We start from the raw sequence: 15,305 nt of genomic DNA, 5'->3' as shown, positions 1-15,305 counted from the left end.
AATCCATGCGTACGCACTATCCGAGGACACCGCATCTGCCCTGGTCACCCGGGGCCTCCTCGGACGACGTACGGCTCACCGGCCGCACGGACCTCGCCGGACTCACCGGCTCGGAGGTCGTCGTCACGGAGAAGATGGACGGCGAGAACACCACGCTCTACGCCGACGGGCTGCACGCCCGCTCGCTCGATTCTGCGCACCACCCCTCCCGGGCCCGGGTCAAGGCGCTCCAGGGACGCGTCGGCCCGCGCATCCCGGCGGGATGGCGGATCTGCGGCGAGAACGTGTTCGCCCGGCACTCCATCCCGTACGACGACCTCGCGGCCCACTTCTACGGCTTCTCCGTCTGGGACGGGGACACCTGCCTGGGCTGGGACCGGACCGTGGCGTTCCTGCACGGCCTCGGCATCCCGACCCCGCCGGTGCTGTGGCGCGGGGTGTTCGACGCCCGCGCGGAACGGACGCTGCGCGCGCTGCGCCTGGACACCGGACGCCAGGAGGGTTACGTCGTCCGCCCCGCCGGGAGCTTTACGGGCGCCGAGTTCGGGCGGCGGGTGGCCAAGTGGGTACGGCCGGGCCATGTCGTCACGGACACGCACTGGATGCACGCGGCGGTGGTGGAGAACGCGCTGGGCCCGTCCGCCGCGCTCTGGGACGTGCGCTCGGGCGCCCCGGTGGCCCCCGCAGCGCTCGCTACGGCGGTGAGTGCCGCACCCGGTGACGAATCCGCCGCCCTCGCCGCCGCCGACGCTCTGGACGCGCTGAGCCTCACCGGGGACGACCGGCTGTCCGGGGTGCTGGCCGCGCTGCTGCACCGCAACCGGCGCGCGGCCCTGGCCCCCGCGCTGGCCGGCCCGCTCGGCATGCCGCTCGCCCGCCGCGTCGCGGACCTGGTGGGGCTGGCCCCCTCGCTGCACCGCCCGTACCCGGACGAGGAGCGGCGCGGCGGACTGGCGCGGATGTCGCTCGCCGCCCGGCTGCCGGTGCTGCACGCGGTGGCCGGCGCCCTGGCCGCGACCCCGGAGGCCCGCGAGCAGGTGGAGTGGTCGCGGCTGCACGCCGAGGAGGTGGGAGAGCCGGACGGGCTCCGGGAGGCGTTCGCGGAGCTGGAGCCCCATGCTGCGGAACGCTGCCTGGCGCAGGCCCGGGAGGCGTACGCGCTGGGCCGGATCAGCACAGCGGAGGAGGCGGTGGCGGCGACCTGGCGGTGGCGGGACGGGGACTTCCCCCGCCTGATCCACCTGGTGGGCCCGTCCGGCAGCGGCAAGAGCACCTTCGGCCGCGCCCTGCCGGGCACCGACACCTATATCTCCCTCGACGAACTGCGCCTCGCCCGCGGCTCACGCGCCGACCAGAGCGCCAACGCGGACGTCCTGCGCGAGGGGATGCGACGGCTGGACGCGGCCCTGGTCCCCGGCGCCACCGTGGTCTGGGACGCCACCTCGCTCAACCCGCACCAGCGCAACCCGGTGCACGCGACCGCCCACCGCCGGGACGCGCTGCTCACCCACGCCGTGGCCTGGACCGGCGAGGACGAGCTGACCGCGCGCAACGCCCGTCGCGCCCATCCGGTGCCCCCGGAGGTACTGGCCTCCCAGCTGCGCCGGTTCGTACCCCCGTACCCGGGCCAGGCGCACCGCACCTGGTACATCGGCAGCAGCACGACCGTGGAGGACCGGGCCTGATGCGTACGAGCGAGGACATCTACCACCGGGTCCGCTGGGACCCCCGGTTCGACCCGGCTCGCTTCGTCCTGGGCGTCGCCCAGCGCGGCCGGGGCCCCAAGCGGGTGCCGCTGGAGCGGTTCACCCCGGGCGGGGACATCCCCTGGCACCGGGTGCTGTTCTTCGAGGCGGACGGCGAGGTGGTGTGGGACCGGTCCACGGGCACCGACCGGATCGACGCGACGGACGTGGGCCGGATCCGCACTCCGCGCAGGCTCCCGTCCCCCCACTTCACGTCCCGCACCCCGCACGCGTACTCCCCTTCCACGGACGCCTGGGAACCGGCACCGTCACCGTCCACGGACGCCTGGGGGCCGGCACCGTCACCGTCCACGGACGCCTGGGAGCCGGCACCGTCACCGGCCGCGCAGAAGAGCCCAGCCGGTTCTCTCACCGTGCTGACCTGGAACACCCTCTGGGACCGGTACGACGCCGACCGGATCGACACGGCCCGCCGCCGCCCGCTGCTGCTCGACGCGCTGCACGCGGCGGACGCCGACGTCATCGCGCTCCAGGAGGCGGAGCCCGCGCTGCTGGAACTGCTGCTGGGGAGCGGCTGGGTGCGCGACGGGTACACGCTCGCCACGGAACCGGCGGGCCGGGACGTGGCGGACTGCGGTCTGCTGCTGCTCAGCCGCCTCCACGTGCGCGAGGCGGGGCTGCACGTCCTGGGCCCGCACAAGGCCGTGGCGGCAGCCGTGGTGCAGACGGCCGAAGGCTGCCCGGTCACCGTGGCCGTGACCCACCTCAGCAGCGACCACTCCCCCGCAGGGGCCGCCCGCCGTGACACCGAACTGGCCGATTTGGCAACGGGGTTGGCGGGCATCGAGGGCGAGCTGCTCCTCGTGGGCGACTTCAACGACGGCGGCGACCGCCCGCAGACCAGGCTGGCGATGACGGACGCCTGGCACGAGATCCACGGCCCCGCCGACCACACCCCCACCTTCGACCCGGCCGTGAACCCCCTGGCGGCTGTCTCCTCCCTCTCCGGCCGCGTCTCCCGGCTGGACAGGGTGCTGCTGCGCACGGACCGGCTGCGCGCCCGCTCTGCAACCCTGACCGGCGAGGTATCCGGCCCGGACGGGCTCTACATCTCCGACCACTACGGGGTACGGGTGGAGCTGGGCCCGCCCGTACCAGCAGCAACGGAAGGACTCGCGGAACGGGCCGCCGCCGCCGATGCAGGGAAAGAACGGACCGCCGCCGGTACGGGCAGGGAGCGGATCGCCGCCGCTCTCCCCGGCGCCCGGGTCCATGTCGTCGGCTCCCGGCGCATGGGCTGCGCGCTGCCGGACGCGGACCTGGACCTGGTGGCGGCGCTGCCAGGCGCGCCCGGTACGGCGGAGCTGCGGCAACGGCTAGCCGCCGCGCTCCCCGAGGTCCGGGACATGCGCGAAGTGACGGGCGCCCGGGTGCCCGGCCTGCGCTTCCGCCTGGACGGGCTGAGCGTGGACCTGGTCATCGTGGCGACGGGGTCCCTCCCCCCGGCCGACGCGGTCGGCCACCGCACGGAACTGGGCGAGGCGGCGGCGATCGCGCTGAGCGCGGTGAGCGACGCGGAGGCGGTGCTCGCGGCGACGGAACCCCACGGGGCGTCCTTCGCGGCTCTCGCCCGGGACGTCAAGGCCTGGGCGAGGGCCAGGGGCCTGGACTCCGCGCCCTGCGGCGGGCTTCCGGGCCTGGCCTGGACCGTCCTCGCGGCCCGTACCGCACACGAGTCGGGCGACCTGCCGCCCCTCGGACTGCTCCGGCACTTCTTCGCGACCTGGGCGGCGTGGGACTGGGACGAGGCGGTGGGCGGGACCGCAACGGCCGGTGACCCGATGAGCGGGGCTGCGACAACCGCTCCCCCGCTGGGCTCGGCTGCGGCGGCGGATGACCCGATGGGCCGGGCTGCGACAACCGCTCCCCCGGTAGGCAGGACTGCGGCGACCGCTCACCCGGTCACGGTGCTGACGCCGACGGCCCCGGTACGTTCCTGCACCACGCAGGTCTCGGCGGCCGGCCGCGACCTCCTCACCGCCGAGCTGTACCGCGCCTGGGAGATCCTGGACTCGGCGCCGGACGCCACGGACCCGCGTCCCCGGCTCTGCGCCCCGCCCGTACTGCGGGACAGCCACGCCTCCTGGGCCCTCGCCTCCGCACGCCCAGGCCCGGACGAGGGCCGACTGCGCGGCCGCCTTCTCGCCCTGCGCGCCGCCCTCGCCGAGGCGGGCGCCCCCGACACCTGTATATGGCCGCGCCCGCTCACGGCCGACGGCCGCGCGGGGTACGCGATCGGCCTGGGCGCGACCCCGCCGGACGGGCCCCGGCTCGCGGAGATCGGGGCGGAGCTGCTGCGCGGCATCCGGGACGCGTCGCTGGCGCCGGTGGGGCTGCCCGCGCTGCGGTCGAGCGGGGACGCGGCGTTCGCGGACGGGCCCGCCTGAAAGCGGCGCGCTCCCGCCCGGGGCACTGAACCCGACCTCGCACCGTGACCGAACCCACCGGGTCGCGGGCGCCCACGACCCCCTCGGCCACGACCCGGTGCGCCACGACGCGGCCAACCACGACGCCTAAAGGCTTTTAAAGAACTCGGGAAAACAACCCACCCAAACCCCACTCGGACCCGGCCTGACCTGCGTCACTCACACGGGTGACATATGGCAACTGGGCTGGATTTGGCACGGGTTGGCTGGCATATGCTCGCCGCGACAACCACAGAACGAGACGGCCCCCGGCGAGACGCGAATCTCAACCAGGGGCCTGGCCACGAGGAAGAAGAGCGCTTCCCGATGGATACCCAGCAGATTACCGCGCCCCCGTGCACCCAGTCCGGCTCTCCCGGCTCCCCCGGCACCCGGCCCGACGTCACGCCGACATCCGGCGTCATCCACGTCAACACCCGCCACGTCTCCGGCTTCACCGTCATCGGCAACCACCTCGCCCAGCACCACGAGCTCTCCCTCGTCGCGATCGGGCTCGCCGCGCACATCCAGTCGCTGCCCGCCGGGGCGAAGGTCGGCATCAAGGTGCTCACCGACCGCTTCCCGGAGAGCGAGGCCCGCATCACAGCCGCCCTGCACGAGCTGGAAGCCGAGGGCTACCTGCACCGCAGCCGCGTACGACTCCCCAACGGCCGCATGGTCACGCGCACCGTCTCGTACAACCAGCCCGGCGCCAAGCCCGCCACGACGGCCGCCCCAAAACCCCGACCCCGGCCCCGTAAACCGCCGACGAAACCCACCGCCCCGCCACCACGCCAGGCCGCCCCACTCGCTCCGGCCCCCGAGCCCGTCCACGTACCGGCGCCCACTGCCCCCAGGACTCCACCCCAGCCGCTCCCCCAGCCACACGCACCCACCGGGGAACTGCACCGGACCGCCTCCGCGTTCCTGGCCGACCTGCGCCGTCACGCACCCCAACTCACCCTCACCGAGGGCGACATCACGACCCTCACCCCCGGCATCGTGACCTGGCTCGAACGAGACAGCCACCCCGACACGATCCGCCACGCCCTCACCACCGACCTCCCTGTCCCGGTCAAGCACCCCGCAAAGCTCCTGCGCCACCGCATCACGACCCTGCTGCCGCCCCCACTCCCCGACGCAGCCGCCCTCACCCCGCCCCGCCGCAAGGTCCTCGTCATCCCGCTCCAGAACTGCGACACCTGCGAACGCGCCTTCCGCGCCACAGAGCCAGGGCCCTGCCGCGACTGCCGAACCGAACACCCAACTGCCACGCACAGCGCCACCGCGTAACGCCCATCCCCCTCAACCCCGAACGGCTCTCCGCCGCATTGCGCGAAGCACCGGAAACCATCGCCGAACCCATCGTCGAACTCACCGCACAGGGCCTGGGCAACCGCCCGGCCGCACAACAGTGGAGGAACCTGGTGGCCGTGGATACCTCTTTCTACAAGTCCTTCATGTCAGAAGAAATCCGGGACGAAGGCCGAGCCCAAGGCCGGGCCCAGGGCCAGGCAGAAGGCCTCCTGCTGATCCTCCAGGCACGCGGCATCGCCCTCACCGACGAGACCCGCGAAAAGATCAGCACCTGCACCGACCCCCAGCTCCTGCACCGCTGGCTCACCCGCGCCGCCACCGCGACCACGACCGAGGACGTCTTCACCGAGGACCACTGACCCCGGCCCTGAGCGTTGCCCCGTAATTGGACAGCACCGGAGCGCCGGTGCCCTATAGGATTCCCGGCGGGACGGGGTGCGTAGCGCAGTGGTTGTCGCGCCTTCACATCATGTGGGAGGACACCGGTTCGAATCCGGTCCGCCCCGTCCCACCTGCGCTTCCCGGCCCCGCCTCTGGCACAATCCCGCCATGCATGTACGTACCACTCAAGCCTGGGCGCTGCGCCCCGCCACCCCCGAGGACCTTGAGGCGATAGTCGAGATCCGAGCCGTCGTGATGCGCCCGGATCTCGTCCGCCTGGGGCGCTACGACGAGCACCGGGTCCGTCAGCGGATGCGTGACTCCTATCTGCCGGAGTGCACCTCGATCATCGTCGTGGACGGACGCTTCGGCGGATGTGTCACCCTCCGGCCGGCCGAGGGCGGTCTGTGCCTGGAGAGCTTCTTCCTCGCCGAGGAACTCCAGGGCGCGGGCATCGGCTCGGCGGTGCTGCGCGAGCTGCTGGCCCGCACCGACGCCGAAGGGGTCACGGTCCGCCTCGACGTGCTCCAGGGCAGCGCGGCCCGGCGGCTGTACGAGCGGCACGGGTTCGTCCTGGAGCGCGAGGACCCGGTCGACGCGTTCATGGTGCGCCGGCCGCCGCCCGTACCCACCGCTTGAGACAAGAAGAAGGGCCCCCTCCCACCGCTTGCGCGATGGGAGGGGGCCCTTCTCGGTGCTCTGTGCGGAGCTACCAGGTCAGACGCTCAAGGACTTACTTGAGGATCTTGGTGACCTGGCCGGCGCCCACGGTCCGGCCACCCTCACGGATGGCGAACTTCAGGCCCTCTTCCATGGCGACCGGCTGGATCAGCGCGACGTTCATGAGGGTGTTGTCACCCGGCATGACCATCTCGGTGCCCTCGGGGAGGGTCACAACGCCCGTCACGTCCGTGGTACGGAAGTAGAACTGCGGGCGGTAGTTGTTGAAGAAGGGGGTGTGACGGCCACCCTCGTCCTTCGACAGGATGTAGGACTGGGCCTCGAACTCGGTGTGCGGCGTGACCGAACCGGGCTTGATGATGACCTGGCCGCGCTCGACGTCCTCGCGCTTGATGCCACGGAGGAGCAGACCGACGTTCTCACCGGCCTGGCCCTCGTCGAGCAGCTTGCGGAACATCTCGATGCCGGTGACCGTGGTGGTGGTCTTCTCGGTCTTGATACCGACGATGTCGACGGTCTCGTTGACCTTGAGGACACCACGCTCGATACGACCGGTGACGACGGTGCCACGACCGGTGATCGTGAAGACGTCCTCGATCGGCATCAGGAACGGCTTCTCGACGTCACGCTCGGGCTGCGGGATGGACTCGTCGACGGCCTTCATCAGGTCGAGGACGGTCTGGCCCCACTCCTTGTCACCCTCAAGAGCCTTGAGCGCCGAGACCTTGACGACCGGAAGGTCGTCGCCCGGGAACTCGTACTCGGAGAGGAGCTCACGGACCTCGAGCTCAACGAGCTCCAGGATCTCCTCGTCGTCCACCATGTCGGCCTTGTTCAGGGCGACGACGATGTACGGAACGCCGACCTGGCGGGCCAGGAGCACGTGCTCCTTGGTCTGCGGCATCGGGCCGTCGGTCGCGGCGACGACGAGGATGGCGCCGTCCATCTGCGCCGCACCCGTGATCATGTTCTTGATGTAGTCAGCGTGACCCGGGCAGTCGACGTGCGCGTAGTGACGCGACTCCGTCTGGTACTCGACGTGCGCGATCGAGATGGTGATACCGCGCTGGCGCTCCTCAGGAGCCTTGTCGATCTGGTCGAAGGCCGAGGCCTCGTTCAGGTCCGGGTACGCGTCGTGCAGCACCTTGGTAATGGCGGCCGTGAGGGTCGTCTTACCGTGGTCAATGTGACCGATGGTGCCGATGTTGACGTGCGGCTTAGTCCGCTCGAACTTTGCCTTCGCCACTGGGTCCTCCTGCGGAGTGGTTCTGTACGCCTTGCTTCATCGGCGCCAGGTGATCTTTGCTGGGATGCCGGGACCCGGGGGCATTCGGCACAGTGCTTGCGCGCTGTGCCGAATGCCCCACCGGGCTCCGGTGACAAGCCTAAAGCGTGAGCTCGGGAGAGTTACTCGCCCTTGGCCTTCGCGATGATCTCCTCGGCGACGTTCCGCGGAACCTCGGCGTAGGAGTCGAACTGCATCGAGTAGCTTGCGCGACCCGAGGTCTTGCTGCGGAGGTCTCCGACGTAGCCGAACATCTCCGAGAGGGGCACGAGGCCCTTCACGACGCGAGCGCCGCTGCGCTCCTCCATGGCCTGGATCTGGCCACGGCGGGAGTTGAGGTCACCGATCACGTCACCCATGTAGTCCTCGGGGGTCGTGACCTCCACGGACATCATCGGCTCCATGAGCACGGGGGACGCCCTGCGGGCACCCTCCTTGAACGCCTGCGAACCGGCGATCTTGAAGGCCAGCTCCGAGGAGTCGACCTCGTGGTAACCACCGTCGAGAAGGGTGACGCGGACGCCCACCATCTCGTAGCCGGCCAGGATGCCGAACTGCATGGCTTCCTGAGCACCCGCGTCCACCGAGGGGATGTACTCCCGGGGGATGCGGCCACCGGTGACCTTGTTGACGAACTCGTACGACGCGTCGCCGCCCTCGATGGGCTCGATGGCAATCTGCACCTTCGCGAACTGGCCGGTACCACCAGTCTGCTTCTTGTGCGTGAAGTCGATACGGTCGACGGCCTTGCGGATCGTCTCGCGGTACGCGACCTGCGGCTTGCCGACGTTCGCCTCGACGCGGAACTCGCGCTTCATGCGGTCGACGAGCACTTCGAGGTGAAGCTCGCCCATACCACCGATGATGGTCTGGCCGGTCTCCTCGTCGGAGTGCACCTGGAAGGAGGGGTCCTCCTCGGAGAGGCGCTGGATGGCGACACCCAGCTTCTCCTGGTCGCCCTTGGACTTCGGCTCGATGGCGACCTCGATGACCGGCGCCGGGAAGTCCATGGACTCCAGGATCACCGGGTTCTTGTCGTCACAGAGCGTCTCACCGGTCGTGGTCTGCTTGAGGCCCATGACAGCGATGATGTCGCCCGCGCCCACCGACGCGATCTCCTCACGCTTGTTCGCGTGCATGCGGTAGATCTTGCCGATGCGCTCCTTCTTGCCCTTGACCGAGTTCAGCACCGCGGTGCCGGCCTCAAGGCGACCGGAGTAGATCCGGACGAAGGTGAGCTTTCCGAGGTGCGGGTCGCTCGCGATCTTGAACGCCAGGCCGGAGAACGGCTCGTCGTCCGAAGGCTTGCGCTCGATGACCTTCTCGGGGTCCTTGACGTCGTGGCCCTCGATGGCCTCGACGTCCAGGGGGGAAGGCAGGTAACGGACGACCGCGTCGAGCAGGGGCTGGACGCCCTTGTTCTTGAACGCGGTGCCACAGAACACCGGGGTGACCGTGACGGAGTCGGCGGAACCCTTCGACGCGAGGGTGATCCGGCGGATCGCCTCGTGCAGCTGGTCCTGGGTGGGCTCGACGCCCTCCAGGTACAGCTCCATCATCTCGTCGTCGTTCTCGGAGACGGCCTCAAGGAGCTTGCCGCGCCATTCCTCGGCAGCTTCCTTGTGGGTGTCCGGGATCTCGATCGTGTCGTACATCTCGCCCTTGGCGGCCTCTTCGGGCCACACGAAGGCCTTCATCGACACGAGGTCGACGACGCCCTTGAAGTCGGCCTCTGCGCCGATGGGGAGCTGCATGACGAGCGGGACGGCACCAAGGCGGTCGACGATCATGTCGACACAGCGGTGGAACTCGGCACCCGTGCGGTCGAGCTTGTTGACGAAGCAGATACGCGGCACGCCGTAGCGGTCCGCCTGACGCCAGACGGTCTCGGACTGCGGCTCGACGCCGGCCACACCGTCGAACACGGTGACAGCGCCGTCGAGGACGCGGAGCGAACGCTCCACCTCGACGGTGAAGTCGACGTGACCCGGGGTGTCGATGATGTTGATCGTGTGGTCAACATCATTGAGCGGCCAGTGGCAGGTCGTCGCGGCAGACGTGATAGTGATGCCGCGCTCCTGCTCCTGCTCCATCCAGTCCATCGTGGCAGCGCCGTCGTGGACTTCACCGATCTTGTACGAGACGCCGGTGTAGAAGAGGATCCGCTCGGTGGTGGTCGTCTTGCCCGCGTCGATGTGGGCCATGATCCCGATGTTGCGGACCTTGGCCAGGTCAAGCGAAGTGGTGGCCATAAGGCTCAATCTTCTCTCGGTCTCGATGGGGTAAGCGACTACCAGCGGTAGTGCGCGAAGGCCTTGTTCGACTCGGCCATCTTGTGGGTGTCCTCGCGCTTCTTGACGGCAGCGCCAAGACCGTTGGAGGCGTCGAGCAGCTCGTTCATGAGCCGCTCGGTCATCGTCTTCTCGCGACGGGCGCGGGAGTAACCGACGATCCAGCGCAGCGAGAGGGTCGCGGCACGACCGGGCTTGACCTCGATCGGCACCTGGTAGGTGGCGCCACCGACACGGCGGGACTTGACCTCAAGCGAGGGCTTGACGTTCTCAAGCGCGCGCTTCAGCGTGATGACCGGGTCAGCGCCGGTCTTCTCGCGGAGGCCTTCCATGGCGCCGTACACGATCCGCTCGGCGGTGGAACGCTTGCCGTCGAGGAGGATCTTGTTGATCAGCGAGGTGACAAGAGGAGAGCTGTAGACCGGGTCAATGATGACCGGGCGCTTCGGGGCGGGGCCCTTACGAGGCATTCTTACTTCTCCTTCTTGGCGCCGTAGCGGCTGCGGGCCTGCTTGCGGTTCTTGACACCCTGGGTGTCGAGCGAGCCGCGGATGATCTTGTAACGAACACCCGGCAGGTCCTTCACACGGCCACCACGCACGAGCACGATGGAGTGCTCCTGCAGGTTGTGTCCCTCACCCGGGATGTAGGCCGTGACCTCGATGCCGGAGGTCAGACGCACACGTGCGACCTTCCGGAGCGCGGAGTTCGGCTTCTTCGGGGTGGTCGTGAACACACGCGTGCAGACGCCGCGGCGCTGGGGAGAACCCTCAAGCGCGGGCGTCTTGTTCTTCTCGACCTTGTCCTGCCGGCCCTTCCGGACCAGCTGCTGAATCGTAGGCACTACTTCTCCGGTTTCTGTGTGCCGTCGGTGAAACTAACCTGAAACAACTCCGACCCACGCGGTCGGGTGTGTCGAATACTGCGGGTCACTGCCGTGAAGGCGGCTCATACACAGATCACGGTGGCCAAAGACGGACTCGCCGTGCGGTTGAGGACACGCACACGAGCCCAGGCACACCCCAGGCACAAGGTCTGATCGTACCTACCTCATCGACTCCGGTCAAAACAAGTGTTGTCCACCCGGACGCGCCATCCGGGCGAGCCCCTCCTCAGGAGCGCCCCCGGGCCCCTGCGCGGCCGGCCGGGCGGGCTCCCGCAGCACGCCGGAGGGCGGCCACCCCGCGTACGGGGTGACCGCCCTCCGGTCGTATCAGGCGACTCGCCTACTGGTTGTACGGACCGTAGTCGTAGTCCTCCAGCGGGACGGCCTGGCCGGAGCCGGTGCCGAACGGCGAGTAGTCGATGTCGTCGTAGCCGACGGCCGAGTACATCGCGGCCTTGGCCTCCTCGGTCGGCTCGACCCGGATGTTGCGGTAGCGGGACAGACCCGTACCGGCCGGGATGAGCTTACCGATGATGACGTTCTCCTTGAGGCCGATCAGGGAGTCGGACTTGGCGTTGATCGCCGCGTCCGTCAGGACCCTGGTCGTCTCCTGGAAGGAAGCCGCGGACAGCCACGACTCCGTCGCCAGCGAGGCCTTGGTGATACCCATCAGCTGCGGACGGCCGGAGGCGGGGTGACCGCCCTCGGTGACCACACGACGGTTCTCGGTCTCGAACTTCGAGCGCTCGACGAGCTCGCCCGGCAGGAGTTCCGCGTCGCCGGACTCGATGATCGTCACGCGGCGGAGCATCTGCCGGATGATGATCTCGATGTGCTTGTCGTGGATCGACACGCCCTGCGAGTTGTAGACCTTCTGGACTTCGCCGACCAGGTGGACCTGGACCGCGCGCTGACCGAGGATGCGGAGCACGTCGTGCGGGTTGGTGGCACCCACGGTGAGCTTCTGGCCCACCTCGACGTGGTCGCCCTCGCCCACCAGCAGACGGGCGCGCTTGGAGATCGGGAACGGGATCTCCTCGCTGCCGTCGTCCGGCGTGACGACGAGCTTCTTCGTCTTCTCGGTCTCCTCGATCCGGACCCGGCCCGCGGACTCCGAGATCGGGGCGACACCCTTAGGCGTACGGGCTTCGAAGAGCTCGACGACTCGGGGCAGACCCTGGGTGATGTCGTCACCGGCCACACCACCGGTGTGGAAGGTACGCATCGTCAGCTGGGTGCCGGGCTCACCGATGGACTGGGCGGCGATGATGCCGACCGCCTCACCGATGTCGACCAGCTTGCCGGTGGCGAGCGAGCGTCCGTAGCAGAAGGCACAGGTGCCGACCGCGGACTCACAGGTCAGGACCGAGCGGGTCTTGACCTCCTCGACGCCGGCGCCCACCAGGGCGTCGATCAGGACGTCACCGAGGTCGACGTTGGCAGGCGCGATGACCTTGCCGTCGATGACGACGTCCTCCGCGAGCATGCGGGCGTAGACCGAGGTCTCGACGTCCTCCGTCTTGCGGAGCACGCCGTCGGCGCCCTTGACCGCGATCTTCAGCTTGAGGCCGCGGTCGGTGCCGCAGTCCTCCTCGCGGATGATCACGTCCTGCGAGACGTCCACCAGACGACGGGTCAGGTAACCCGAGTCGGCGGTACGCAGGGCGGTGTCCGCCAGACCCTTACGGGCACCGTGCGTGGAGATGAAGTACTCCAGAACGGTGAGGCCCTCACGGAAGGACGCCTTGATGGGACGGGGAATCGTCTCGTTCTTGGCGTTGGACACCAGACCACGCATACCGGCGATCTGACGCATCTGCATCATGTTTCCTCGGGCACCCGAGTCAACCATCATGAAGATGGGGTTCGTCTTGGGGAAGTTCGCGTTCATCGCCTCGGCAACCTCGTTGGTCGCCTTGGTCCAGATCGCGATGAGCTCCTGCGTGCGCTCGTCCTTGGTGATCAGACCGCGCTCGTACTGCTTCTGGACCTTCTCGTCCTGGTCCTCGTAGCCCTTGACGATGGCCTTCTTGGCCTCGGGGACGACGATGTCCGCGACGGAGACGGTGACTCCGGAACGGGTGGCCCAGTGGAAGCCCGCCGCCTTCAGGTTGTCGAGCGTCGCCGCCACGATGACCTTGGGGTAGCGCTCGGCGAGGTCGTTGACGATCTCGGAGAGCTGCTTCTTGCCGACCGAGTAGTCGACGAACGGGTAGTCCTCGGGCAGCAGCTCGTTGAAGAGCGCGCGGCCCAGGCTGGTGCGCAGCCGGAAGGTGTCACCCGGCTGGTACTCGGGCTCGCCCTCCTCCGCGACCGGCGGCACCCAGCCACGCGGCGGGATGGTGCCCACCGGGAAGCGGATGTCGACGGACGACTGGAGCGCCAGCTCACCGGAGTCGAACGCCATGATCGCCTCGGCCGTGGAGCCGAACGCGCGGCCCTCGCCCTTGGTGTCACGGAGTTCACCGTCGGTGGTGAGGAAGAACAGACCCAGCACCATGTCCTGGGTCGGCATGGTGACGGGACGACCGTCGGCCGGCTTCAGGATGTTGTTCGAGGACAGCATCAGGATGCGGGCCTCGGCCTGCGCCTCCGCGGAGAGCGGCAGGTGCACGGCCATCTGGTCACCGTCGAAGTCCGCGTTGAACGCGGTGCAGACGAGCGGGTGGATCTGGATGGCCTTGCCCTCGACCAGCTGCGGCTCGAAGGCCTGGATGCCGAGGCGGTGCAGCGTGGGCGCACGGTTCAGGAGAACCGGGTGCTCCGCGATGACCTCTTCCAGGACGTCGTACACGACCGTGCGGCCGCGCTCGACCATGCGCTTGGCCGACTTGATGTTCTGCGCGTGGTTCAGGTCCACCAGGCGCTTCATCACGAACGGCTTGAAGAGCTCCAGCGCCATGGCCTTCGGCAGACCGCACTGGTGCAGCTTCAGCTGCGGACCGACGACGATCACGGAACGCGCGGAGTAGTCCACACGCTTACCGAGAAGGTTCTGACGGAATCGGCCCTGCTTGCCCTTCAGCATGTCGCTGAGGGACTTGAGCGGGCGGTTACCGGGACCGGTGACCGGGCGACCGCGGCGGCCGTTGTCGAACAGCGCGTCGACGGCCTCCTGCAGCATCCGCTTCTCGTTGTTCACGATGATCTCGGGGGCACCGAGGTCAAGGAGACGCTTGAGGCGGTTGTTGCGGTTGATCACACGGCGGTACAGGTCGTTCAGGTCGGAGGTCGCGAAGCGGCCACCGTCCAGCTGCACCATCGGACGCAGGTCCGGCGGGATGACCGGTACGCAGTCGAGCACCATGCCCTTGGGCTTGTTGCTGGTCTGCAGGAACGCGGAGACGACCTTGAGGCGCTTGAGCGCACGGGTCTTCTTCTGGCCCTTGCCGGTGCGGATGATCTCGCGGAGGCGCTCGGCCTCCTCGTCGAGGTCGAAGGACTCCAGGCGCTTCTGCAGGGCGGCAGCACCCATGCAGCCGTCGAAGTACGTGCCGAAGCGGTCACGCAGCTCGCGGTAGAGCAGCTCGTCGCCCTCCAGGTCCTGGACCTTGAGGTTCTTGAAGCGGCTCCACACCTCGTCGAGACGGTCGATCTCGCGCTGCGCACGGTCGCGCAGCTGCTTCATCTCGCGCTCGGCGCCTTCGCGCACCTTGCGGCGCACGTCGGCCTTGGCGCCCTCGGCCTCCAGCTCGCCGAGGTCCGTCTCAAGCTTCTTCGCGCGGTTCTCCAGGTCGGAGTCGCGACGGTTCTCGACCTGCTGGCGCTCGACGGAGACGTGCGCCTCCAGCGACGGGAGGTCGCGGGTACGGCGCTCCTCGTCGACGAACGTGATCATGTACGCGGCGAAGTAGATGACCTTCTCAAGGTCCTTCGGCGCGAGGTCCAGCAGGTAGCCCAGTCGCGACGGGACGCCCTTGAAGTACCAGATGTGGGTGACGGGAGCGGCAAGCTCGATGTGGCCCATGCGCTCACGGCGCACCTTGGCGCGAGTGACCTCGACGCCACAGCGCTCACAGATGATGCCCTTGAAGCGGACACGCTTGTACTTGCCGCAGTAGCACTCCCAGTCCCGGGTCGGACCGAAGATCTTCTCGCAGAAGAGTCCGTCCTTTTCGGGCTTGAGCGTGCGGTAGTTGATGGTCTCCGGCTTCTTCACTTCGCCGTGGGACCAGGTCCGGATGTCGTCCGCGGTGGCAAGGCCGATCCGCAGCTCGTCGAAGAAGTTGACGTCGAGCACTTGTCGTCAATCCCTCTTTCGGGGGTTCGAGCCCCCTCGCGTCAACGCGAGAA

At 68.9% G+C, this 15,305-nt stretch carries 10 protein-coding genes and 1 tRNA gene; 6 read left to right on the top strand and 5 right to left on the bottom strand.

The window, feature by feature from the left end:
* Positions 1–5: 5 nt before the first annotated feature.
* The 6 genes from ACZ601_RS36860 to ACZ601_RS36835 all read left to right on the top strand — a co-directional run bounded on the left by ACZ601_RS36860 (position 6) and on the right by ACZ601_RS36835 (position 6,508).
* Entirely contained in the window at positions 6–1,685 is a 1,680-nt protein-coding gene (locus tag ACZ601_RS36860) for an RNA ligase family protein (protein WP_469546100.1), read from the top strand.
* Positions 1,685–4,153 carry an RNA repair domain-containing protein gene (locus ACZ601_RS36855; protein ID WP_469546097.1) on the top strand — a complete coding sequence of 823 codons (2,469 nt, stop codon included), beginning with the start codon at positions 1,685–1,687 and terminating at the stop codon, positions 4,151–4,153. Before ACZ601_RS36860 ends, ACZ601_RS36855 begins: the two co-directional genes overlap by 1 nt.
* A 345-nt stretch (positions 4,154–4,498) precedes the next feature.
* Positions 4,499–5,464, top strand: coding sequence for a helix-turn-helix domain-containing protein (locus tag ACZ601_RS36850; protein WP_469546095.1), 966 nt, complete (start codon positions 4,499–4,501; stop codon positions 5,462–5,464).
* Between the two features lie 167 nt (positions 5,465–5,631).
* Positions 5,632–5,847, top strand: a complete 216-nt coding sequence (locus tag ACZ601_RS36845; RefSeq protein ID WP_469546092.1) for a hypothetical protein — start codon at positions 5,632–5,634, stop codon at positions 5,845–5,847.
* A gap of 73 nt (positions 5,848–5,920) precedes the next feature.
* Positions 5,921–5,994: transfer RNA gene (locus ACZ601_RS36840), tRNA-OTHER, on the top strand.
* A gap of 43 nt (positions 5,995–6,037) precedes the next feature.
* On the top strand, positions 6,038–6,508 hold the full coding sequence (locus tag ACZ601_RS36835) for a GNAT family N-acetyltransferase (protein WP_469546089.1): 471 nt from the start codon (positions 6,038–6,040) through the stop codon (positions 6,506–6,508).
* A gap of 94 nt (positions 6,509–6,602) precedes the next feature.
* On the opposite strand, the gene tuf is transcribed toward ACZ601_RS36835, so the two are convergent.
* From tuf to ACZ601_RS36810, 5 genes are all read right to left on the bottom strand, one after another.
* The gene (gene tuf, locus ACZ601_RS36830; protein WP_073732686.1) at positions 6,603–7,796 is read right to left on the bottom strand and encodes an elongation factor Tu; all 1,194 of its coding nucleotides are present in this window, start codon (positions 7,794–7,796) and stop codon (positions 6,603–6,605) included.
* A 161-nt stretch (positions 7,797–7,957) separates the two neighbouring features.
* Complete coding sequence (fusA, locus tag ACZ601_RS36825) at positions 7,958–10,087, bottom strand: elongation factor G (protein ID WP_440573659.1); 2,130 nt, start codon at positions 10,085–10,087, stop codon at positions 7,958–7,960.
* Positions 10,088–10,125: 38 nt separating this feature from the next.
* Positions 10,126–10,596: a 30S ribosomal protein S7 gene (gene rpsG / locus ACZ601_RS36820; RefSeq protein WP_014154599.1), complete on the bottom strand. Its 471-nt coding sequence runs from the start codon at positions 10,594–10,596 to the stop codon at positions 10,126–10,128.
* 2 nt (positions 10,597–10,598) lie between these two features.
* On the bottom strand, positions 10,599–10,970 hold the full coding sequence (gene rpsL, locus ACZ601_RS36815; RefSeq protein WP_003948652.1) for a 30S ribosomal protein S12: 372 nt from the start codon (positions 10,968–10,970) through the stop codon (positions 10,599–10,601).
* A gap of 382 nt (positions 10,971–11,352) precedes the next feature.
* The gene (locus ACZ601_RS36810) at positions 11,353–15,252 is read right to left on the bottom strand and encodes a DNA-directed RNA polymerase subunit beta' (protein ID WP_327338541.1); all 3,900 of its coding nucleotides are present in this window, start codon (positions 15,250–15,252) and stop codon (positions 11,353–11,355) included.
* Positions 15,253–15,305: the final 53 nt, after the last annotated feature.

This window comes from Streptomyces sp. NPDC104307, assembly GCF_055584045.1.
Note: the sequence above shows the minus strand (reverse complement) of the source record. Positions and strands in the feature narration are given on the sequence as shown.

Excerpts from the sequence above, each read along its gene's own strand:
- ACZ601_RS36855 (WP_469546097.1), top strand. The coding sequence starts at position 1,685 with ATGCGTACGAGCGAGGACATCTACCACCGGGTCCGCTGGGACCCCCGG.
- ACZ601_RS36835 (WP_469546089.1), top strand. The coding sequence starts at position 6,038 with ATGCATGTACGTACCACTCAAGCCTGGGCGCTGCGCCCCGCCACCCCC.
- ACZ601_RS36860 (WP_469546100.1), top strand. The coding sequence starts at position 6 with ATGCGTACGCACTATCCGAGGACACCGCATCTGCCCTGGTCACCCGGG.
- fusA (WP_440573659.1), bottom strand. The coding sequence starts at position 10,087 with ATGGCCACCACTTCGCTTGACCTGGCCAAGGTCCGCAACATCGGGATC.
- rpsG (WP_014154599.1), bottom strand. The coding sequence starts at position 10,596 with ATGCCTCGTAAGGGCCCCGCCCCGAAGCGCCCGGTCATCATTGACCCG.
- ACZ601_RS36845 (WP_469546092.1), top strand. The coding sequence starts at position 5,632 with ATGTCAGAAGAAATCCGGGACGAAGGCCGAGCCCAAGGCCGGGCCCAG.
- ACZ601_RS36850 (WP_469546095.1), top strand. The coding sequence starts at position 4,499 with ATGGATACCCAGCAGATTACCGCGCCCCCGTGCACCCAGTCCGGCTCT.